The sequence below is a fragment of the Lentisalinibacter orientalis genome (genome assembly GCF_040706535.1).
Taxonomy (GTDB): Bacteria; Pseudomonadota; Gammaproteobacteria; order Steroidobacterales; family Woeseiaceae; genus Lentisalinibacter; species Lentisalinibacter orientalis.
On the sequence record NZ_JAPDRJ010000001.1, the window covers coordinates 198,356 to 215,509 of the forward strand.

The following is a 17,154-nucleotide window of genomic DNA, read 5'->3' on the forward strand; positions in this document are numbered from 1 at the left end:
ACGCGGACCGGGCTCAGCGGGCCCAGAATGGCCGGCGGTAGTCGTTGCGCTCGCTGACGTAGACCAGACCGCCGATGCCGTAGTAGAGCCGCTCGCCGTCCCAGGACAGCGAGGGCCTGGTCTCGTCGCCGCCGACCGTATCGAACGGAACGGATTCACTGAGATTCACGACCCGGCGCCAGGGGAAGAACACGAAGTGCCGTTTCGCCGTGAAGACGTCGAAGCCGGATTCGTCACCGGAGTGGCTCGGTCGATTGGAGGCGAAGACGATCTCCCGGCCGTCCTGGCTCACGTTAGGCTGGCGGTCATCGTATTCCGTGTTGATCGGATAACCGAGCCGCTCGCCGGGACTGAACGTGCCGTCACCGCGCTGGTAGCTGACGTAGATGTCCTGATTGCCGGTGTGATAGTCCGTCGAATAGAACAGGAACGTGCCGAACACGGTCTCGATGACCGCGGGACTCAGCTCCAGTCCGGGCGTGTTCGGGCCGTCCGGATGACAGCCCAGGTTTTCGGGTTCCGCCCAGCCCGTGGCCGGGTTATTGACGAGGCGGTACATATCGCTGCTGCCGCAGTTGTCCTGCGGGTCCCGGTTCGAAACGAAGAACAACTCGCCGTCCTGCAGTGGCGTCGGGCAGAAGTCGTTCGCCGTCACGTTGACGGGCCCGGGGAGCCGGTCGCCCGGCGCGAAGGCCGGGCCATGACCCGCGCGCTCGTTGACCCAGATGTCCAGGCCCGTGTCCGGATCGTCGTCCGGGTTCCGCGCCGTGAACAGGAACCGCCCCGTCGGCGATTCGATGGGGCAGCCGCCGGGAACCTGCGACCCATCGGTGCGCATGGCGGGCTCGTTCGGACTCCAGCCCGCCTGACCCCCGTGCCGATAGCCGGCCTCGGCGGTCACCGACAGTCCCGTCAGCATGAGGGCCGCCGCCGGCAGCATGCTGCAAAGCGTCATCCTCTTCGTGATTGGCATCGCTCTCTCCTCCATTCTCGTTATCGACTTGTTGCGGCGGCCGTCCCTGGCGTCGGGCCGCGTGCTTCAGACGGTAGGGCGAGCCGCCTCCGGGCGCATGAAGGCGATGTGAAGAAAGCGTGAAGTTGATTCTCCCGGCGACTCGTCCGACACTGGAAGTCCGCACTACCGGGCCCGCGAAGGACTCGCATGGGAGAGAATGACCAGCCCCGGAGATACCTTTGCATCGGGGACCTGACCCTCGATACGGATACCCGTGAGCTGCGCCGCGGCGACACGGTGCTCGAACTCCCAGGGCTCTCGTATCGACTTCTGTTGCTGCTGGCCGAGCGGGCACCGGCGGTCGTCAGCCAGGACGAGATCACGGAGCGGATCTGGTCGGGACGGGTCGTCAGCCCGGAGACGGTGACGCAGCGCATCAAGCTGCTGCGGCAGAGCCTGGGCGACGATGCGCGGAATCCGCAGTACATCGCGCTGGTGCGCGGTCACGGATACCGCCTGCTGCCCGAAGTGGAACCGGTCGACAGGCTCGGGACCGGGGCCACCCCGGAGCCCGGGCAAGACAGCGCCGGCAGACGCCGACCCGCCTTGCTTGCGCTCGGCCTGGTGGCAGTGGCCGCGACCGCGCTGGCCTACCTGCCGAAACTGGTTTCGATCGATCAGTCAGCCGAGCCGGACTACACCGAACTTATTCCGCTGGAGAAGTCCATCGCGGTACTGCCGTTCGAGGATATGAGCGCCGGGAGCAGCCTCGACTATGTCGGCGACGGCATCGCGGACGAGGTACTGCATCGGCTGAACCAGTCCGAGGATCTGCTGGTGATTGCGCGGACCTCCTCGTTCGCGCTGCGGAATACCAGCCTGGAAATCCCCGCGATCGCCGCGCGGCTCGGCGTCCGCTACGTCCTGCAGGGCAGCGTTCGCGAGGCCGACGGCGAGCTGCGGGTCACCGCCCAGCTGGTCGACGCCCGACAGAACACCCAGGTCTGGTCGCGGGCCTACGAAGCGACCCTGGGCGACGTGCTGCGCGTTCAGCAGGACATCGCGGCGTCGATCGGCGATACCCTCGAGCTGCAGCTGACCGATCGCAACGCCGTTTCGGCCGACACCGACCCTGAAGCCTACCGCCACTACCTGCGCGGTCAGTTCTTCTGGAACCGGCGTGCGGCCGGCGACGTCGACCGTGCCGAAGCGAGTTACCGGAAGGCGCTGGACATCGATTCACGGCTGGCAGCGGCCTGGGTCGGACTGGCCGCCGTGGCGATGGCCGGATTCTACGACGAGGGCCGGGGCTCGCTCGCCGAGGCGGTGCGTGCGCAGCGCCACGCGCTCGACCGCGCCCTCGCACTCGACCCGAACCTGGCGGAGGCCCATGCACGGTTGTGCTCGCTGCTCTGGTCGCTGGGAGAACCCGAGGCCGGCCGGAGGCACATGCAACGCGCGCGGGCACTCGCCCCCAACAGCCCGCTGGTGCTGACACTCGAGGCGGGCTATCGAATCTGGACCGGCGATTTCGAGGAATCGATCGAATTGTCGCGGCGGGCGATTGCGGTCAACCCCCTCGCCGCTTCCTACCATTACAACCTGGGGCATGTGCTGATCCTCGCGGGCCGCGCCGAGGAGGGAATCGCGGAGCTGAATCAGGCGACCGCGCTGAACCCGGCCATGAAGCCGACGTTCCTGATCGCGCTGGCCCGCCTCCATCAGGGGCGCTATGAGGCGGCAGCGAGTCTGGTGGAGGAGTTCGCCGATCCGTCCGACCGTTATGCCATCGAGGCGATCGCGTTGCGCGAACTCGGGCAGGAGGCAGCATCGGCGAGCGCTCTGCAACGACTCGCGTCGCTGGAAACACCCCGTTCCATTCTGCAGGTCGCGCATGTCGAGGCCTGGTTCGGAGACGCCGAGGCGCCGTTCCGTGCCCTGGAGGAATTGAAGCGGCTCACCCGCCAGCGACCGGAGACGATACCGCAGGCGGACGATGCAATGATGACCCTGCTGCAGCTCCGCTTCGCGCCCTATCTCCGCGAGGCCCACGACAATCAGCGCTGGCAGGAGACCATCCGGTCACTGGCAGCACAGTGGCGTGACTCGCTGGACGAATACGCTCCGCCGCGCCCTAAGCCCGACGCATCCTGACCCGGATCGCATCCTCCTGATCCATCGCTTCCAGCTGGTCCTCGAAGTCCTTCACCGTGTCGTCGATTTCGGGGAGGATGACGTTCTCGAGCGCGCGGGCGCGCCGCTCGGTCTTGCGATAGTCCTCCAGCAGGCGCGCGATGCTGGTGGCGATAGCCGCCATCCGGGCCGCGCCGTCGATCAGCGCGCGGAAGGCCTCCGCGCAGAGTTCGGCCTCGATGGACGGCAGCACCGCCGGCCGTGAGCGATCCACTGCCGCGCCTCCCGTCCCCGCATCGATCAGGCGCAGATCCAGGAAGCGGCGCTCGTCGAACGACAGCGAGCCGTCCTCGTAAGGCCGCGGCGGATAGACCTGCACGCCCTCCAGCCCGTGGAAGCCGATGGCACGGCCGAGCGCCGTGACGGCATCCGCATGGCCGGCCGAGAATTCCTCGTAGATCGCCTGATGCCGGCGCAGCTCGCGCATGATCTCGGCGGCGATCAGCATGCGCTTCTGCTCCAGGAACTCGAAGCCCTCGCGCACGACCTTCTGCTCGTCGCGCAGCTCCTGAAGCTGACCGCGGCTGGCCGACTGCTGGCGGCGGAAGTCAGCCATTCGTGCCCTCGTCGTCCTCGTCGTACCCGGCCTGCTCCGGCTCGCCGAGGTGCTCGCGTACCTGCGCCTCGCTCAGCCGCGAGAGCTCGGCCCGCGGCAGGCCCTTCAGGATCTCCCAGCCCACCTTCATGCTCTCGTCCAGCCGGCGCGGCCCTTCCTGGGCGATGAGTTTCTGCTCGAAGGCGTCGCCGAAGTCGAGATACTGCCGGTCGGTGTCGGTGAGACCCTCATGGCCCATCACGCTCGCCAGCACGCGGATCTTCGCGGTGCGCGCATAGGCGGCGAAGAGCTGGTGGGCGAGCGCCGGATGGTCGGCGTGGGTGACGCCCTTGCCGATGCCGTCGTCCATCAGCCGGGACAGGCTCGCGAGCACGTCGATGGGCGGGTACACGCCGCGACGGTCCAGCTCGCGGCTGAGCACGATCTGGCCCTCGGTGATGTAGCCGGTGAGGTCCGGGATGGGGTGGGTGATGTCGTCGCCGGGCATGGTCAGGATGGGCAGCTGGGTCAGCGTCCCCTGCCGCGCCCGCAGGCAGCCGGCGCGCTCGTAGATGGTGGCCAGGTCCGAGTACAGGTAGCCGGGATAACCCTTGCGGCTGGGGATCTCGCCGTGGCCGGCGGACACCTCGCGCAGCGCCTCGCAGTAGTTGGTCATGTCGGTCATGATCACCAGCACGTGGCGGGACTCGACGAAGGCCAGATATTCCGCCGCGGTGAGCGCGTAGCGGGGCGTGAGCAGGCGCTGGGTGCTGGGCTCGCTGGCCCGGTTCAGGAACATGACCGTATGTTCGAGCGCGCCGGTCTCCTGCATCGCCTTGCGGAAGCGCTCGGCGGTGTCGTGGGAGACGCCGATGCCGACAAAGACAATCGCGAACGCGCCCGCCTCCTCGCCCAGCAGCCGCGCGCGGCTGGCGATGTCGATGGCGAGGCGGTCGTGGGGCAGGCCGCCACCGGAGAACAGCGGCAGCTTCTGGCCGCGCACGAGGCTGTTCATCAGGTCGATGGCGGTGACGCCGGTCTCGATGAAGTCCTGCGGCCGGTGCCGCGCCACCGGGTTGATGGCCGAGCCGTCCACCGGCAGGTAGCGCTCGGCGGGAATCGGCGGGCCGCCGTCGATGGGCCGGCCGAGGCTGTCCAGGATGCGCCCCTGCAGGCCCGGCCCGAGGCCGAGTTCCAGCGGCTTCTCGCGGATGCGCACCCGGGTGTCGCCGAGACTCAGACCCTCGGTCGCGCCGAGGATCTCCACCACGATCTCCTCGTCGCCCAGCGCGGCCACCCGCCCGTAGCGCAGCGTGCCGTCCCGGCCGATGACCTCCACGGCGGCATCCAGCCCCACACTGACCGTGCGCTGCAGGAACAGGAGCGGGCCTTCCAGGCGCTGGGCGGCGCCGGTGAGGGTGATTTCAGCTTCCATTGTCGATGCCCTCGTCACTCCCCTCGCCGTTGCCCTGGCCATGGCCTTCGACTTCCGCCACCGCCTCCTCCCGGGTCGCGGCCGCTTTCTCGTCGCCGTCGCCGCCACCCTCTTCCAGCACGTGGAATTCCGCCTCCACCTGACGCCGGAGTTCGTCAATCTTCTCGAGCTCGTCCTCGCCCACCTCCTCACCGAGGCGGCGCAGGCGCACCAGCGAGGGGACGGCGGCGATGTCCGCCGGGCTCGCGCCGGCCGCGAGCGCCTGTTCGGCCAGCGTGATGAACTTCAGCAGCAGGTCGAGCATGGCCTGCTGACGGGCCGGCGAGCAGTAGCGGTCGGTCTCGGAGAACGAGGACTGGCGCAGGAAGCCATCGTTCACCAGCTCGGCGTTCAGCAGCGTCACCTGATGCACCGGCGGCAGCGCGTCCTTGCCGATGATGCGCGCCATGCGCTCGAGGCTCTGCTGCTCCTCCAGCAGCACCAGCACCCGCTGGCGTTTGCGGTCCCAGTCCGGGTCGCCCTGACTCTTCCACCAGCGGGCGAGTTCTACGGCGTCCTCGGAATAGGAATGCAGCGGGTGCACCGCCGGGTAGAACCGGGCCTGGGCCCGCTCCCGGTCCAGCGCCCAGAAGCAGCGCACGTAGCGCTTGGTATGCATGGTCACCGGTTCCGAGAAGTCGCTGGCGGGCGGGCTCACGGCACCGATGATGGTCACCGAGCCTTCCTTGCCGCCCAGCGTCTTCACCCGCGCGGCCCGCTCGTAGAAATCCGCCAGCCGGGAGCTGAGATAGGCCGGGTAGCCGGACTCGGCCGGCAGCTCGCCGAGGCGCCCCGAGACCTCCCGCAGGGCCTCGGCCCAGCGGCTGGTGGAGTCGGCCATGAGCGCCACGTGCCGGCCCTGGTCACGGAAAAACTCGGCCACGGTGATACCGGTGTAGATGCTCGCCTCCCGCGCCGCCACCGGCATGTTCGAGGTATTCGCAATGATGACCGTGCGCTCCATGAGCGGACGGCCGGTGCGGGGGTCCTCCAGCTTCGGCAGCTCGTCCAGCACCTCGGCCATCTCGTTGCCCCGCTCGCCGCAGCCCACGTAGACGATCACGTCGGCGTCGCACCACTTGGCGAGGGCCTCCTGCAGGATGGTCTTGCCGGTGCCGAAGCCGCCCGGCAGCATGCCGCGCCCGCCACGGGCGATGGGGAACAGGGTGTCGAGTATGCGCTGGCCGGTGATCAGCGGCGCGCCCACCGGCAGTCTGTCGGCCACCGGGCGCGGCCGGCGCACGGGCCAGTGCTGACTGAGGCGGATCTCAACGCCGTCGCCGCCCCTGCCGCCGTTGCTGCCGTTGCCGCCGTTGCCGCCCGTGCGCTCCTCGGGCTCGATGCGGCACACCACGTCCTCCAGACCGTAGTCGCCGGCCTCCGCCACCTCCGCGACACGGCCGCCGGCACCCGCCGGCACCAGACACTCGACCGCATGGGCCTGCTCGCCGGCCCGCCCGATGCTCTGTCCGGGTGCCACTTCGTCGCCCGCGGCGACGGCCGGCTCGAACGCATAGCGGCGCGTCTCCGCGCCCTGCGCCGTCATGCCGGCGCGCACGAACAGCTCGTCCTCGTCGCCGAGGGGGCGCAACAGCCCGTCGAATATCTGCCCGAGCAGATGGGGACCGAGGCCGACGCTGAGCGCCCGGCCCGTGCCCTCGATGCGGTCGCCGGGTTTCAGCCCCGAGGTGCGTTCGTAGACCTGTGCGGTGAAGGTATCGCCCCGCAGCTGTATGACCTCGCCGAGCAGCTTGTTCGGGCCGACGTGGATGGCCTCCTGCACATGGAAGGGCTGCTGCATGCGCGCGCGCAGCACCGGTCCGCCGATCCACTGGATGGTCGCGACACTCATGATGCGCCTCCGCCCGGTCCGTCCTGCCCGTCCTGCCCGTCCGGGCCGCCGGCCAGGGCGTAGTACTCCGCCAGCAGCCGGGCCTCGAGCTCGGGACCGCGACCCATCAGGCCGTCGAGGGTGCCGTCCAGGCTCGCGCCGGCGCCCTCGATGGCTATCCCGATCCTCAGACCCGCGGCGATGTCATCCCGGGCGCTCAGGCGCGGCGGCTCGCCGGCCGCCTCGCGCGCGCGCGCCGAGAACGCCTCGCGCTCCGCCTCCGGCCAGCCGGCGGCATATTCGACGTCCCAGGTGCCGGACGGCAGCACGGCCGCCGCCTGCTCCAGCAGCGACGATGTCCATGCCTGCCGCGAGGCCGGCTCCTGCCAGCGCGCCTGCAGCGACCGGGCCAGGAGTTCCCTGCCCGCGTCCAGCACGAGGCGGGCCTTGCCGAGTTCGCAGCGGCGTGCCCGCGCCTCGTCGCCCGCACGCACCCGCGTGATAGCGGCGTCGACCTCGCCGCGCAACTCCCCGACTGCCTCGTGCACCCGCTGCCGCGCATCGCGGCGCGCGGCGCGTACCCGCTCCAGCGCCGTGTCGTAGGCGCGATCCAGGATCTTCTCGATCTCGGCCGCCTCGTAGCGCCGCACCAGCCTGACCATGCTGTCGACCTGCCTCTCGACGATGCCGCCTGTGTCGTTCATTGTCCGTTCATTGCTCCAGTCCGAATGCCCTGTTGATGACCGCGGCGAGATCGGGCGGCTCGGCGCCCTGCGCGTCGGGCACCACCACGACCGGGGGCGCGCCCTCGCGCTGCACGCGCTCGAGTTCGTCGCCGTCGATGCCGCCGGCGCTGCCGGCGCCGATCAGGATCAGCGCGGCGTCCTCCCGCGCCGACGCCAGCGCTTCGCCCGCCTCGTCGGGGCCCGCGGCGACGACACGCAGGCCCGCCAGCCGGTAGCCCGCGCCGGTGACCTCGTCGCCGATGAAGACCGCCCCGAGCACGTCAGCCGAGTCGGTTCAGGATGAGGATGGCGACGATGAGCCCGTAGATGGCGATACCCTCGGCCAGGCCGACCAGGATGATGATTCGGCCGAACAGCTCCGGCTTCTCCGCCAGCGCGCCGACCGCGGCACTGCCCACCTTGGCCACGGCATAGCCGCCTGCAGCAGCGGACAGGGCTGCGGACGCGGCTGCTGCGGCGAAGCCCCAGCGCAGGGCGCCCTCGCCGATGCCGGCGCCGGCGACGCCTTCCTCGACAGCCAGCAACGGCAGGCTGGTGATCATCAGGAACGCGCCGAGTCCGACGGTGATCAGGGCAAGGCCGATGAGTCCTGCGAGGATCATCTTCATACTGGTCATGCTTTACTCCCTTTGGTGGGTGTGCGGGTTTCGGGCGGCGGCAGCGGCCGGAACGGACGGCCGGTCGCCTTCAGGAATCGGATGAAGAATTCGAACAGCAGCAGGCGGGTGGTCTGGATGCCCACGATGAGCCCTTCGAGGGCGATGATCAGGGCGTTGCCGAGCGCCAGCACGATCACCATCCCGGTCACGTTGCCGGTGGCTTCGGCCATGCCGACCACGGCGACGCCCAGGCCGGCGTGGGCCAGCGCGAAGGCACCGACACGGACGAAGGAAACCGTATTCACGGCCAACTGGAACAGGGACTCGACGAACTCGCCGGCGGCCTGGCCCAGGGCGGCGGGCGTTCTCTCCCCGGCGCTGACGAACGTCTCACCGAAGACGTACCAGAGGGAACCGGCCACCGCGACATACAGGAAGCGCACGTCGAAGAAGCTCGCCACCAGCGCGAGGAAGGCCACCATGAGCCCCACGCGCCGATGCCACCAGATGGACCACTGCCCCATCCAGCGCCATTGCACCGCATCCAGCACCAGACCCAGCAGCAGCACGAGGATGCCGAAGCCGAGCGACGTGCCCAGCACCGTCAGCGGGTGCTCCAGCGGATGCAGCCACAGCGCCGGGATGATGTCCTCCCGCGCGAACACGCTGCCGAAGGCCACGCCGAAACCCATCGAGGCGATGCCGCCCGGGATGAGGATGCCGAGCTGGGGGATCTTCCGGTACAGGAAGAGGCCGGCGACCAGCAGCACGGCGCCGTGGCCGACATCGCCGAACATGAAACCGAACATCAGCGGCGCGAGGAAGGCCACGATCATGCTGGGGTCGGTCTCCTCGCCGCCGGGGGTGCCCAGCTGGCGGGCGAAGAACTCGAACGGCCGGGCCCAGGACGGGTTCCTGAGCAGCATGGGTATCGGGTAGCCCGCCGGCGGCTCGCAGAAGCGCATCAGGTAGCGCACGCCCGCCTCCTCCAGCGCGGCGCGGATGCCGTCGCCGTCGGTATCGCTGGTCCAGCCGGTGATCCAGGCGAAAGTCTCGCTGCTCGGGAAACTGGGCACGTGATGGGCCATCCAGTCGAGCAGCTCGAAGGAACCGATGATCTGCGCGATGCCGTGCTCGTCATTCAGCGACTTGAGCCGTTCGCCCAGGCGCTCGTCTTCGCGGCCGAGTTCGGCCAGGCGATCGCGTAGCTCGGCCAGTGCGGCGTCCGGCTCGCCGGCGAGCCCCTCGGGGAGTGCCACCGGCTCCGCCTTCATGCCCGTCAGGGCGCTGGCCAGGGATTCGTACTCCCCCCTGGGCCCGACGGCCAGCAGATAGGTCTCGTCGTCCAGTGCGATGCGCTCGACGATGACACCGGCCGGCACGCCTTCCGGCCAGGTTTCCGCCGGCATGCGGAACAGCCCGCAGCCGATGGTGGGGCCCGCCGCGGCAAGCCCGGCCGGGCTCGGCAGCGCCTCGGGCGCCTCGTTCAGGAGGCGCTCGAGACAGGCCAGCCTCGAGCGCTCCCTGCGAAGTTCCTCCAGCCGGGCGATGAGTGGCTGCGCATCGTCGGCCCAGCCCCGCAGCACCGCCATGGAGTCCTCGGCGTGCCGGGGGTCCAGGTTCGGCGTGGCGGGCGGCGGTTCGGGCCAGTGGCGGCCGTAGCTCCGCGCCAGCTCCCGGTACTCGGCCAGCACGGCCTGCAGCTCGGGCGTCGCAATACTCTCCGCGCTGGTGCTGTGGGACTGCAGTTCCACCGCGCCGGTATCGGCGAGCGCCTTCAGCGCAGTGGTGGCCTCGGACCTCGGGGTGAGGACTTCGAACCAGCGAGCGGGGCGCGAACGGAAGCTCATGCGGCGGCTCCCACCACCCCCCGTCCGGACAATGCCTGCCGCCGCGCGAGCCCGCCCCGGAAGCGCTGCACGTCCAGCGCGGTCAGCAACAGATGGGCGAACAGGGCGGCGGGACCCAGGGCGTGGCGTCGGAACACGGTCGTCACCCGCTGCTCGAGGCGCTCGCGCAGACGGGCCGCGCGGGAGACGGAGGCCTGCTCCGGATCCCGGTTCGCCCCGATCCACTCATCGACGGCCGCCTCCAGCGCCGCGAGCCCGGCCCGCTGGTCGGCGTCCGGGGACGGCATGCGCGCCCGCCACCCTTCGCGCCACGCATCCAGGCTGCCGGGCGCCACCGCCTCGCTCTGCTCTTCGGACAAGAGCCATTCCGGCGGCTCTTCGGCGGCGGCGACCTGGGCGGCCGTCGGCACGTCCGGCAGGCTGCCGCACCACTCGATCGCATCCCGCCAGGGCTCCGGCGACCAGGATGCGACCTGGTCCAGATAATGGCGCCAGGAGCGGCGTATCGACGCCTCGAGGCGGTGGATGCCGTCTTCGGCGTTCAGCCCCTCCGCCCACGCAGAAAGCACGCCGGTGCGGGCCGCCTCCAGGTAAGCGTGGGTGGAATCGCAGGATTCGAGCCGGCTCCAGTCGGACTCGTCCGGGCGCCTGCCATGACGCGCCTGTATGCGTGCCTGCACATAGCTAAAGCCCGCGCCGGTCATCTTCGCTTCCGCCGCACAGATGCGCGGCCAGGCGATCGGCCGCGCGACGCACCCGCTCACGTTCCTCATCACTGAGATTAAGGGGGTCTTCGTCCGCCTCGCCGCGCTCTTCGGCAAGACGGGTTTCCCGGCGCACGGCATCGGCGCACAGATCGTGCGCACGCCGTATGCGTTCGGCAGCACGCTGCTCGATACGGCGGACCTGCTCGTTGGCGTCGGCGATGATGGCGGCGCCACGGCGCTCGCCGGCGCGTATAGCATCACGGGCGGCCTGCTCGGCCTCCAGCACATGATCCATCGCGCTCTTCAAACTCGTCTCGCGTCCGGAGACAGGAGACTTCTTCTGCATCGCCCTGACCTCCCGCAGCTCCGACGCCGTGGCCGGGCCAGCGCACGGAACGGAATCCGCGCGCCGCACAACTCATGGTAGCCGCAGCCGATCTGCAGCCGTCATCGGGAAAAGCCCTTACCGGATCAGGGTTTTCGCGCGCAGGAGGGCGCGCCGGTCAGGTCATCGAGACTTCGGTGAACTCCGCCAGGAACTCGACCATGCGGCGCAGGCGCCGGCGGTCGAAGGCCGCCGGTCCCGGCAGCGGACGGTCGGCCACGACCCAGCGCACGCCGTGGCGGTCGCACCAGGCCCAGGTGAGCCGCCCCACCGGCTGCACGTCGCTGTAGGTGCCGCACTGGGGACAGCCGATCGGGCGCCGGCGCTCCAGCGGAAACGGGATGATGTCGGCTCCGGGCATGACAGGTCGCAGGTTCTGTGGCATTGACCTGCGATTGGAGCCGCTACCCGGCGGAGCGGCTGTGATCCGTTTCTCACCGGCGGCATCACCGGACCACTTGGCCGCGGAAACTGTGACGCCGTCGGCGCCACAGTCCCAGCCCGGCCAGCGCGGCCAGTCCCGCCAGCGAGAACGAGCCCGAGCCGCCGCTGCCGTCGGAGTACACGACCGGCGGCGGGATGTCGCCGTCGAAGGAGATGTCCTCCAGCGGCAGCAGGCCGAGGTCGGAAGAATCCCGGGCGTCGAAGTCGGCGACGAAGCGGTGGTCCCAGGCGTCGTAGACCTCGATGAGCACGTCGTAGAGTCCCGGCGGGAATCCGGCCACCAGCTCCGCCTCCACCTCGTAGTCGTCGCTGGACGACGAGCCGCGGATGGTGAAGACGTCGGTCTCGTGAATGAGGGTGTAAGTGCCGCCCGGCTCGTGCAGCCAGATGTCGGCATAGACCTCCGCTTCGCTGTAATCGGTATCCACGTCGAAGGTCACCTGCAGCCAGGTGTAGTAGCCGTCCCGGTCGAGGTCGTCGAACAGACGTGTCTGCGCGTCGTAGATGCGGAACCCGCAACAGGAGACGGCACGCTGCTCCGGCGAGGTCGGCGCGGTCTTGCGCGCGCTCGCGGGCGCCGAATCGAGAGGCTCCGCCGTCGCGCCCACACCCTCGAACTCCTCCAGGGCCGAGGCCGGGCGGCGCTCGTTGTCACCGCGCTCCGCAGCGAAGCCGTCGGCGGTGCGAGTCTGCGGCTCCATGCCGTCGGCGCTCGCGGCGAATGCCCCGGCCGCCACCGTGAGGGCCGCCGCTGCCACCAGTACGGGGAACCACCGGGCGGGCCAGTCGGGCAGCGCGCGCGATGGCCGCCGGCCTGCGTGTCTCTTCGCCGTGTGAGATGTGCGTTCCATGTCCGTCTCCCTTGCTCCAGCCATTACCGATGACGTGGGTACATTGGAACGTCGTCGCGCTGAACGCTGGCTGAACCGGCACGCCGGCAATCCGAGATTCCCCGCCGCAATCCGGTCCGCTATTCTCATGCCCTTTCGCGAACGGGACAGGGGAGGAGCACCACGTGCAGTCGTTGATCGAGTCGGGCCGCATCGTCGACATCGTGCTGGCGGTGCTCGTGCTCGAGGTGTTCCTGCTCGCGTTCTGGCATCGGCGCACCGGCCGCGGTATCGCCGCATTGCCCGCCGTACTGAACGCGGGCGCCGGCGGCAGTCTCGCACTCGCGCTGCGGGCGGCGCTGACCGGCGGCGGCTGGCAGTGGATCACCGTCTGGTTATTGTGCGCGCTCGTCTTTCATTCGGCGGATCTGGCGCGCCGCTGGTCGCGGGAGACGGCACGGTGAGCACTCGTCCGTCGCACGATCCTCCTTCGACCGCAGGGTCCACCGCCGTGGTCATCGGTGCGGGCTTCGGCGGGCTCGCCGCTGCCATACGCCTGGGCGCGCGGGGCTATCGCGTGCGGCTGTTCGAGAAACTCGACGCCCCGGGCGGGCGCGCCTACGTGTTCCGCCAGGACGGCTACACCTTCGATGCCGGGCCCACCATCATCACGGCGCCGTTCCTGCTGGAGGAACTCTGGCAGCTGGCCGGCCGGCGGCTCGAGGACGATGTGAAGATCGTGCCGATGGACCCTTACTACCGCATCCGTTTCGCGGACGGCGACCACTTCGACTACAACGGCGACGACGAGGCCATGAAGCGGGAGATCGCCCGCTTCAACCCGGCCGACGTAGCGGGGTTCGAGCGCTTCCTGGCGGCGAGCGCGAAGCTCTACGATATCGGCTTCGACGAACTGATGGCGGCCTCCTTCGACTCTTTCGGCTCCATGTTCGGATCGCTGCCGGATCTCTTCCGCGCCCAGTTCTACCGCTCGGTGTACGGGCTGGTCTCGCGCTACATCTCGCACCCGAAACTGCGCCAGGTATTCAGCTTCCATCCGCTGCTGGTCGGCGGCAATCCGTTTACCGCCACCGCCGTCTACGCGCTGATCGCCCAGCTGGAGCGCCGCCACGGCGTGCACTTCGCCATGGGCGGAACCGGCAGCGTGGTGGACGGCATGGTGGGACTCATCGAATCCCTCGGCGGGGAGATCCGCTACAACGCGCCGGTGCGCGAGATCCTGGTGGAAGGCGGCCGGGCGGCGGGCGTCAGGCTGCGCGACGGCGAGACGGTGGCTGCCGACGTGGTCGTCTCCAACGCGGACTCGGCCGCAACCTATCGTTATCTGTTGCCCGAACACGTGCGGCCGCGGCGCTGGACGGAGCGCAAGCTCTCCCGCGCCCGCTACTCGATGAGCCTGTTCGTCTGGTACTTCGGCACCGACCGGCGCTACGACGACGTGCCCCATCACATGATCCTGCTGGGGCCGCGCTATCGGGAACTGCTGGACGACATCTTCCGCCGCCAGCGGCTGGCGGACGACTTCAGCCTGTACCTGCACCGGCCGACGGCCACGGACCCGTCGCTCGCGCCGCCGGGCGGCGACGCCTTCTACGTGCTCTCGCCGGTGCCGCATCTGGACAGCGGCATCGACTGGTCGGAGACCGCGGAGCGCTATCGGGCGGCGATCGCGAAGAGCCTGTCGGAGACGGTGCTGCCGGATCTCGAGCAGCACGTCGTCACGTCACGGATGATGACGCCGGCGGATTTCCGCGACCGCCTCTGGTCGGTGAAGGGCGCTGCCTTCGGCCTGCAGCCGATCCTGCTGCAGACCGCGTGGTTCCGCCCTCACAACCGCAGCGAGGAACTCGATGGCCTCTACCTGGTGGGCGCCGGCACCCACCCGGGCGCAGGGCTGCCGGGCGTCATCTCGTCGGCGAAGGTACTGGACGAGATCGTCCCGGACCCACAACCAAGGTAGGAGGGGCTTTAGCCCCGATCCGCTCTTCTGGCTGCGGCATCCTTCTATCGGCTTTGGCACGCCCCAGTCGATGGCGGGCCCGTAGCGGAAAGGCTTGGCATCAGTCAGTAGGCGACACTGACTGGCGCTTCCTTCACGCCACCGCGAGCACGGCCGTCATGCGGGGGTATCCATCGCCGCGACCTTTTGTCGGGAGCAAGATGGATACCCCCGCAGGGCGGCCACAATAGAAGGGGATCTGGCAGGAAGAGTCGGGCCTGAAGGCCCTCCTACGACCTGTTAGTTGGGGGAGCCCATGCCGCCGCCTTGCTGCTGCATGGCCTGCTGGGCGAGCTGCTGGTACTCCTGCTGGGCGGACTGCAGCCGGGAGATCAGCTCGTCGGTCTGCGGGTTCTGCTCCTGCATCGCCGCGACGAGATTCTCGTTCAGCGCCTCGCGCTTCGCCTGGAACTCCTCGTCCTGCATGATCTGGCCCTGGGCCTGCTGCATGGAGGTCATCTCCTGGCGCAGCTGCTGGCGGTGCTGCTGCTGCTCCTCGGTGGACAGCTCGCCGCTCTGCATCTCGCCCTGCAGCTGCTCGATGCGGCCGCGGGCCGCCTCGGCGTCGTAGCCGGTCTCGGCCATCTTCTCGTCGACGAAGGAGATCAGGTCGTCGCGCTGCTGCGCGAGTTCCGGGTTCGCTTCGATGGTGCTCTCCTGGATCTGCATCAGCTGCTGGTTGAGCTGCTGGATCTCGGCCCGCTTCGCCTGCACCTGCTGGATGAGCTCGTTGCCCTGGCCCTGGGAATTAGGCGCCATCATGCCGCCCGGATGCCCTTCCGGCATCTGCTGGGCGCTGACACTCACCGCACCGAGCACCAGCACGGCGGCCGTTCCGGCGGCGCGCAGCAGGTTCAGCGGACGTAGAAAATTCTGAGACTTCATAGACATGGCGTCGGTACGCTCCTTGTTTCGTCAGGGAAGCACGGCACCGTCGATGCCGCGGCAACAGTCGCGCAGGGTAACAGCCCGACTCGGGGCCGTGTCAAAAACAGCTGTGGGCCGGGGCGCCCCGTTCAGGTGCCTTCGAGGCCGAGGTCCGCGCGCACGCTGGCGGCCGCGAGCCGCCCGGACAACGCGGCCATGGGCACGCCCGGCCCCGGGTGCACGCTGCCGCCCGCGAGATAGAGCCCGCGCAGTCGGGAGCGGGAGCCGGGACGCAGGAACGACGACCGCCAGCCGTGGGTGGGCTGGCCGTACAGGGCGCCGCCGGTCGCCGGGAACAGCGCGCCGAAGTCCGGCGGCGCGGTGGTCACCATGGCCCCGTCGGCGGGCTCCAGACCCAGCCCGTGACGCCCGAGCGTGGCGAGGACCCGGTCGCGGTAGCGCGCCACGGTGGCCGCATCCATGTCGCCGGGTGACGCGTTGGCGAGGCAGAAGATGCGCTCCGCGCCGTCGCCGGGCCGCCCTCCCGGGGCCCGATCCTGCGCGCAGACGTAGATCGTGGGCATCTTCGTCATCGCGCGGCGCGCGAAGATGCTGTCGAATTCGTCCGGGTAGTCGTCGCCGAAGAAAACCGTGTGATAGGCGAGTGGAAAACCGCTCGCCCGCGCCCGTGCCGAGACCGTCAGCGCGGACAGCGAGGACGGCGGCGCGACGCGGCCGGGCACGGCCCTGCGCGCCTCTTCGCCCAGCAGCCCGCCGGCCAGCGCGGCGGCATCACCGTTGAACACCACCGCCTCCGCCGGGACGCGCTCGCCGCCGTCCAGCTCCGCGCCGGCGACCCGGCCGTCGCCGCCGGTGAGCACGCGCGACACGTGACAGCCGTAACGCAGCTCCGCGCCCGCGGCTTCCGCCGTGCCGGCGAGTGCCTCCGCGAGCCTCTGCATGCCGCCGCGCACCACCCAGACGCCCGCGCGCTCGGCATGGGCGATGAGCATCAGCGTTGCGGGTGCGCGGAAAGGGGACGAGCCGCAGTAGGTGGAGTAGCGGCCGAACAACTGCCGCAGCCGGGGATCGGCGAAATGGCGGCCGAGTTCCGTCCAGAGCGAGCGGAAGGCATTGATCGCCAGCAGGTCCGGCAGCCCGCGCAGGCCCAGCTTCCGGGTGAGGCCGAACATGCCGGGACGCTCGGCCCGCATGAACGGTTCGTCCAGCGTCTCGAACACGCGCCGGGAACGACTGGCGAAGCGACGGTAGGCGTCGGCTTCCGCCGCGCCGGCCAGCTCGCCGATGGCGGCGGCCGAGCGCTCCACGTCCGCGTACAGGTCGAGCCGGCTGCCGTCCGGCCAGGCATGCCGGGCCAGCAGATCCGCGGCGTCGAGTTCCAGGTGATCGTCGAGCCGCTGCCCGGCGGCGGCGAACAGCTCGTCGATGACCCGGCGCATGGTGAACACGGTGGGGCCGGAGTCGATCCCCGTCCCGCCAACGCGCACCTCGCGCATCTTCCCGCCGGGCACGCCGTGACGCTCCAGCACGGTCACCGCCGCGCCGGCGGATGCGAGCTCCAGCGCCGCCGCCAGGCCGCCCACGCCTGCGCCGATCACGACGACCCGCGGTCTCGTGCCCATCTAACCTCCCGCTCCGTTAATCGGCCGACATTATGGACCATTGCGCCGCCTGTTCCCGGCGCCGAACGGTGCTAA

Annotated in this window: 17 protein-coding genes; 3 read left to right on the forward strand and 14 right to left on the reverse strand. The window is 69.8% G+C overall.

What is annotated here, in order from left to right; all coding sequences use genetic code 11:
* Nucleotides 1–13: 13 nt before the first annotated feature.
* Nucleotides 14–973: a TolB-like translocation protein gene (locus tag ACJMK0_RS00805; RefSeq protein WP_405234913.1), complete on the reverse strand. Its 960-nt coding sequence runs from the start codon at nt 971–973 to the stop codon at nt 14–16.
* A gap of 189 nt (nt 974–1,162) precedes the next feature.
* Between ACJMK0_RS00805 and ACJMK0_RS00810 the strand changes: the two genes are divergently transcribed.
* Complete coding sequence (locus tag ACJMK0_RS00810; protein WP_405234914.1) at nt 1,163–3,109, forward strand: winged helix-turn-helix domain-containing protein; 1,947 nt, start codon at nt 1,163–1,165, stop codon at nt 3,107–3,109.
* Here the strand turns inward: ACJMK0_RS00810 and ACJMK0_RS00815 are convergent.
* From ACJMK0_RS00815 to ACJMK0_RS00865, 11 genes are all read right to left on the reverse strand, one after another.
* Nucleotides 3,090–3,704: a V-type ATP synthase subunit D gene (locus ACJMK0_RS00815; RefSeq protein WP_405234915.1), complete on the reverse strand. Its 615-nt coding sequence runs from the start codon at nt 3,702–3,704 to the stop codon at nt 3,090–3,092. The genes ACJMK0_RS00810 and ACJMK0_RS00815 overlap by 20 nt on opposite strands.
* Nucleotides 3,697–5,118, reverse strand: coding sequence for a V-type ATP synthase subunit B (locus ACJMK0_RS00820; RefSeq protein ID WP_405234916.1), 1,422 nt, complete (start codon nt 5,116–5,118; stop codon nt 3,697–3,699). Before ACJMK0_RS00820 ends, ACJMK0_RS00815 begins: the two co-directional genes overlap by 8 nt.
* Entirely contained in the window at nt 5,108–7,009 is a 1,902-nt protein-coding gene (locus ACJMK0_RS00825; RefSeq protein WP_405234917.1) for a V-type ATP synthase subunit A, read from the reverse strand. Before ACJMK0_RS00825 ends, ACJMK0_RS00820 begins: the two co-directional genes overlap by 11 nt.
* The gene (locus tag ACJMK0_RS00830; RefSeq protein ID WP_405234918.1) at nt 7,006–7,692 is read right to left on the reverse strand and encodes a hypothetical protein; all 687 of its coding nucleotides are present in this window, start codon (nt 7,690–7,692) and stop codon (nt 7,006–7,008) included. The genes ACJMK0_RS00825 and ACJMK0_RS00830 overlap by 4 nt, the downstream gene beginning before the upstream one ends.
* A 7-nt stretch (nt 7,693–7,699) precedes the next feature.
* Nucleotides 7,700–7,993, reverse strand: coding sequence for a V-type ATP synthase subunit F (locus ACJMK0_RS00835; protein WP_405234919.1), 294 nt, complete (start codon nt 7,991–7,993; stop codon nt 7,700–7,702).
* Nucleotide 7,994: 1 nt separating this feature from the next.
* A complete protein-coding gene (locus tag ACJMK0_RS00840; protein ID WP_405231243.1) occupies nt 7,995–8,351 on the reverse strand; it encodes an ATP synthase subunit C in 357 nt (118 codons plus the stop codon).
* Nucleotides 8,348–10,183: a V-type ATP synthase subunit I gene (locus ACJMK0_RS00845; protein WP_405234920.1), complete on the reverse strand. Its 1,836-nt coding sequence runs from the start codon at nt 10,181–10,183 to the stop codon at nt 8,348–8,350. The genes ACJMK0_RS00840 and ACJMK0_RS00845 overlap by 4 nt, the downstream gene beginning before the upstream one ends.
* On the reverse strand, nt 10,180–10,887 hold the full coding sequence (locus ACJMK0_RS00850; RefSeq protein WP_405234921.1) for a hypothetical protein: 708 nt from the start codon (nt 10,885–10,887) through the stop codon (nt 10,180–10,182). The genes ACJMK0_RS00845 and ACJMK0_RS00850 overlap by 4 nt, the downstream gene beginning before the upstream one ends.
* Entirely contained in the window at nt 10,868–11,236 is a 369-nt protein-coding gene (locus ACJMK0_RS00855; protein WP_405234922.1) for a hypothetical protein, read from the reverse strand. Before ACJMK0_RS00855 ends, ACJMK0_RS00850 begins: the two co-directional genes overlap by 20 nt.
* Nucleotides 11,237–11,393: 157 nt before the next feature.
* Complete coding sequence (locus ACJMK0_RS00860; RefSeq protein WP_405226534.1) at nt 11,394–11,636, reverse strand: hypothetical protein; 243 nt, start codon at nt 11,634–11,636, stop codon at nt 11,394–11,396.
* Between the two features lie 85 nt (nt 11,637–11,721).
* On the reverse strand, nt 11,722–12,570 hold the full coding sequence (locus ACJMK0_RS00865) for a choice-of-anchor H family protein (RefSeq protein ID WP_405234923.1): 849 nt from the start codon (nt 12,568–12,570) through the stop codon (nt 11,722–11,724).
* A 164-nt stretch (nt 12,571–12,734) separates the two neighbouring features.
* Here ACJMK0_RS00865 and ACJMK0_RS00870 point away from each other — a divergent pair, with 164 nt between their 5' ends.
* Both ACJMK0_RS00870 and ACJMK0_RS00875 read left to right on the forward strand, forming a co-directional pair.
* Nucleotides 12,735–13,013 carry a hypothetical protein gene (locus ACJMK0_RS00870; protein WP_405234924.1) on the forward strand — a complete coding sequence of 93 codons (279 nt, stop codon included), beginning with the start codon at nt 12,735–12,737 and terminating at the stop codon, nt 13,011–13,013.
* Entirely contained in the window at nt 13,010–14,530 is a 1,521-nt protein-coding gene (locus ACJMK0_RS00875) for a phytoene desaturase (RefSeq protein ID WP_405234925.1), read from the forward strand. Before ACJMK0_RS00870 ends, ACJMK0_RS00875 begins: the two co-directional genes overlap by 4 nt.
* Before the next feature lie 279 nt (nt 14,531–14,809).
* Here the strand turns inward: ACJMK0_RS00875 and ACJMK0_RS00880 are convergent, their stop codons facing one another.
* Nucleotides 14,810–15,460 carry a hypothetical protein gene (locus ACJMK0_RS00880; protein WP_405234926.1) on the reverse strand — a complete coding sequence of 217 codons (651 nt, stop codon included), beginning with the start codon at nt 15,458–15,460 and terminating at the stop codon, nt 14,810–14,812.
* A 125-nt stretch (nt 15,461–15,585) separates the two neighbouring features.
* Nucleotides 15,586–17,079 carry a 1-hydroxycarotenoid 3,4-desaturase CrtD gene (gene crtD / locus ACJMK0_RS00885; protein ID WP_405234927.1) on the reverse strand — a complete coding sequence of 498 codons (1,494 nt, stop codon included), beginning with the start codon at nt 17,077–17,079 and terminating at the stop codon, nt 15,586–15,588.
* Nucleotides 17,080–17,154 lie beyond the last annotated feature (75 nt).

Coding starts and splice junctions, on each gene's coding strand:
- ACJMK0_RS00855 (WP_405234922.1), bottom strand. CDS start 11,236: ATGCAGAAGAAGTCTCCTGTCTCCGGACGCGAGACGAGTTTGAAGAGC.
- crtD (WP_405234927.1), bottom strand. CDS start 17,079: ATGGGCACGAGACCGCGGGTCGTCGTGATCGGCGCAGGCGTGGGCGGC.
- ACJMK0_RS00845 (WP_405234920.1), bottom strand. CDS start 10,183: ATGAGCTTCCGTTCGCGCCCCGCTCGCTGGTTCGAAGTCCTCACCCCG.
- ACJMK0_RS00805 (WP_405234913.1), bottom strand. CDS start 973: ATGCCAATCACGAAGAGGATGACGCTTTGCAGCATGCTGCCGGCGGCG.
- ACJMK0_RS00820 (WP_405234916.1), bottom strand. CDS start 5,118: ATGGAAGCTGAAATCACCCTCACCGGCGCCGCCCAGCGCCTGGAAGGC.
- ACJMK0_RS00810 (WP_405234914.1), top strand. CDS start 1,163: ATGGGAGAGAATGACCAGCCCCGGAGATACCTTTGCATCGGGGACCTG.
- ACJMK0_RS00850 (WP_405234921.1), bottom strand. CDS start 10,887: ATGACCGGCGCGGGCTTTAGCTATGTGCAGGCACGCATACAGGCGCGT.
- ACJMK0_RS00880 (WP_405234926.1), bottom strand. CDS start 15,460: ATGTCTATGAAGTCTCAGAATTTTCTACGTCCGCTGAACCTGCTGCGC.
- ACJMK0_RS00825 (WP_405234917.1), bottom strand. CDS start 7,009: ATGAGTGTCGCGACCATCCAGTGGATCGGCGGACCGGTGCTGCGCGCG.
- ACJMK0_RS00840 (WP_405231243.1), bottom strand. CDS start 8,351: ATGACCAGTATGAAGATGATCCTCGCAGGACTCATCGGCCTTGCCCTG.
- ACJMK0_RS00860 (WP_405226534.1), bottom strand. CDS start 11,636: ATGCCCGGAGCCGACATCATCCCGTTTCCGCTGGAGCGCCGGCGCCCG.
- ACJMK0_RS00815 (WP_405234915.1), bottom strand. CDS start 3,704: ATGGCTGACTTCCGCCGCCAGCAGTCGGCCAGCCGCGGTCAGCTTCAG.
- ACJMK0_RS00865 (WP_405234923.1), bottom strand. CDS start 12,570: ATGGAACGCACATCTCACACGGCGAAGAGACACGCAGGCCGGCGGCCA.
- ACJMK0_RS00830 (WP_405234918.1), bottom strand. CDS start 7,692: ATGAACGACACAGGCGGCATCGTCGAGAGGCAGGTCGACAGCATGGTC.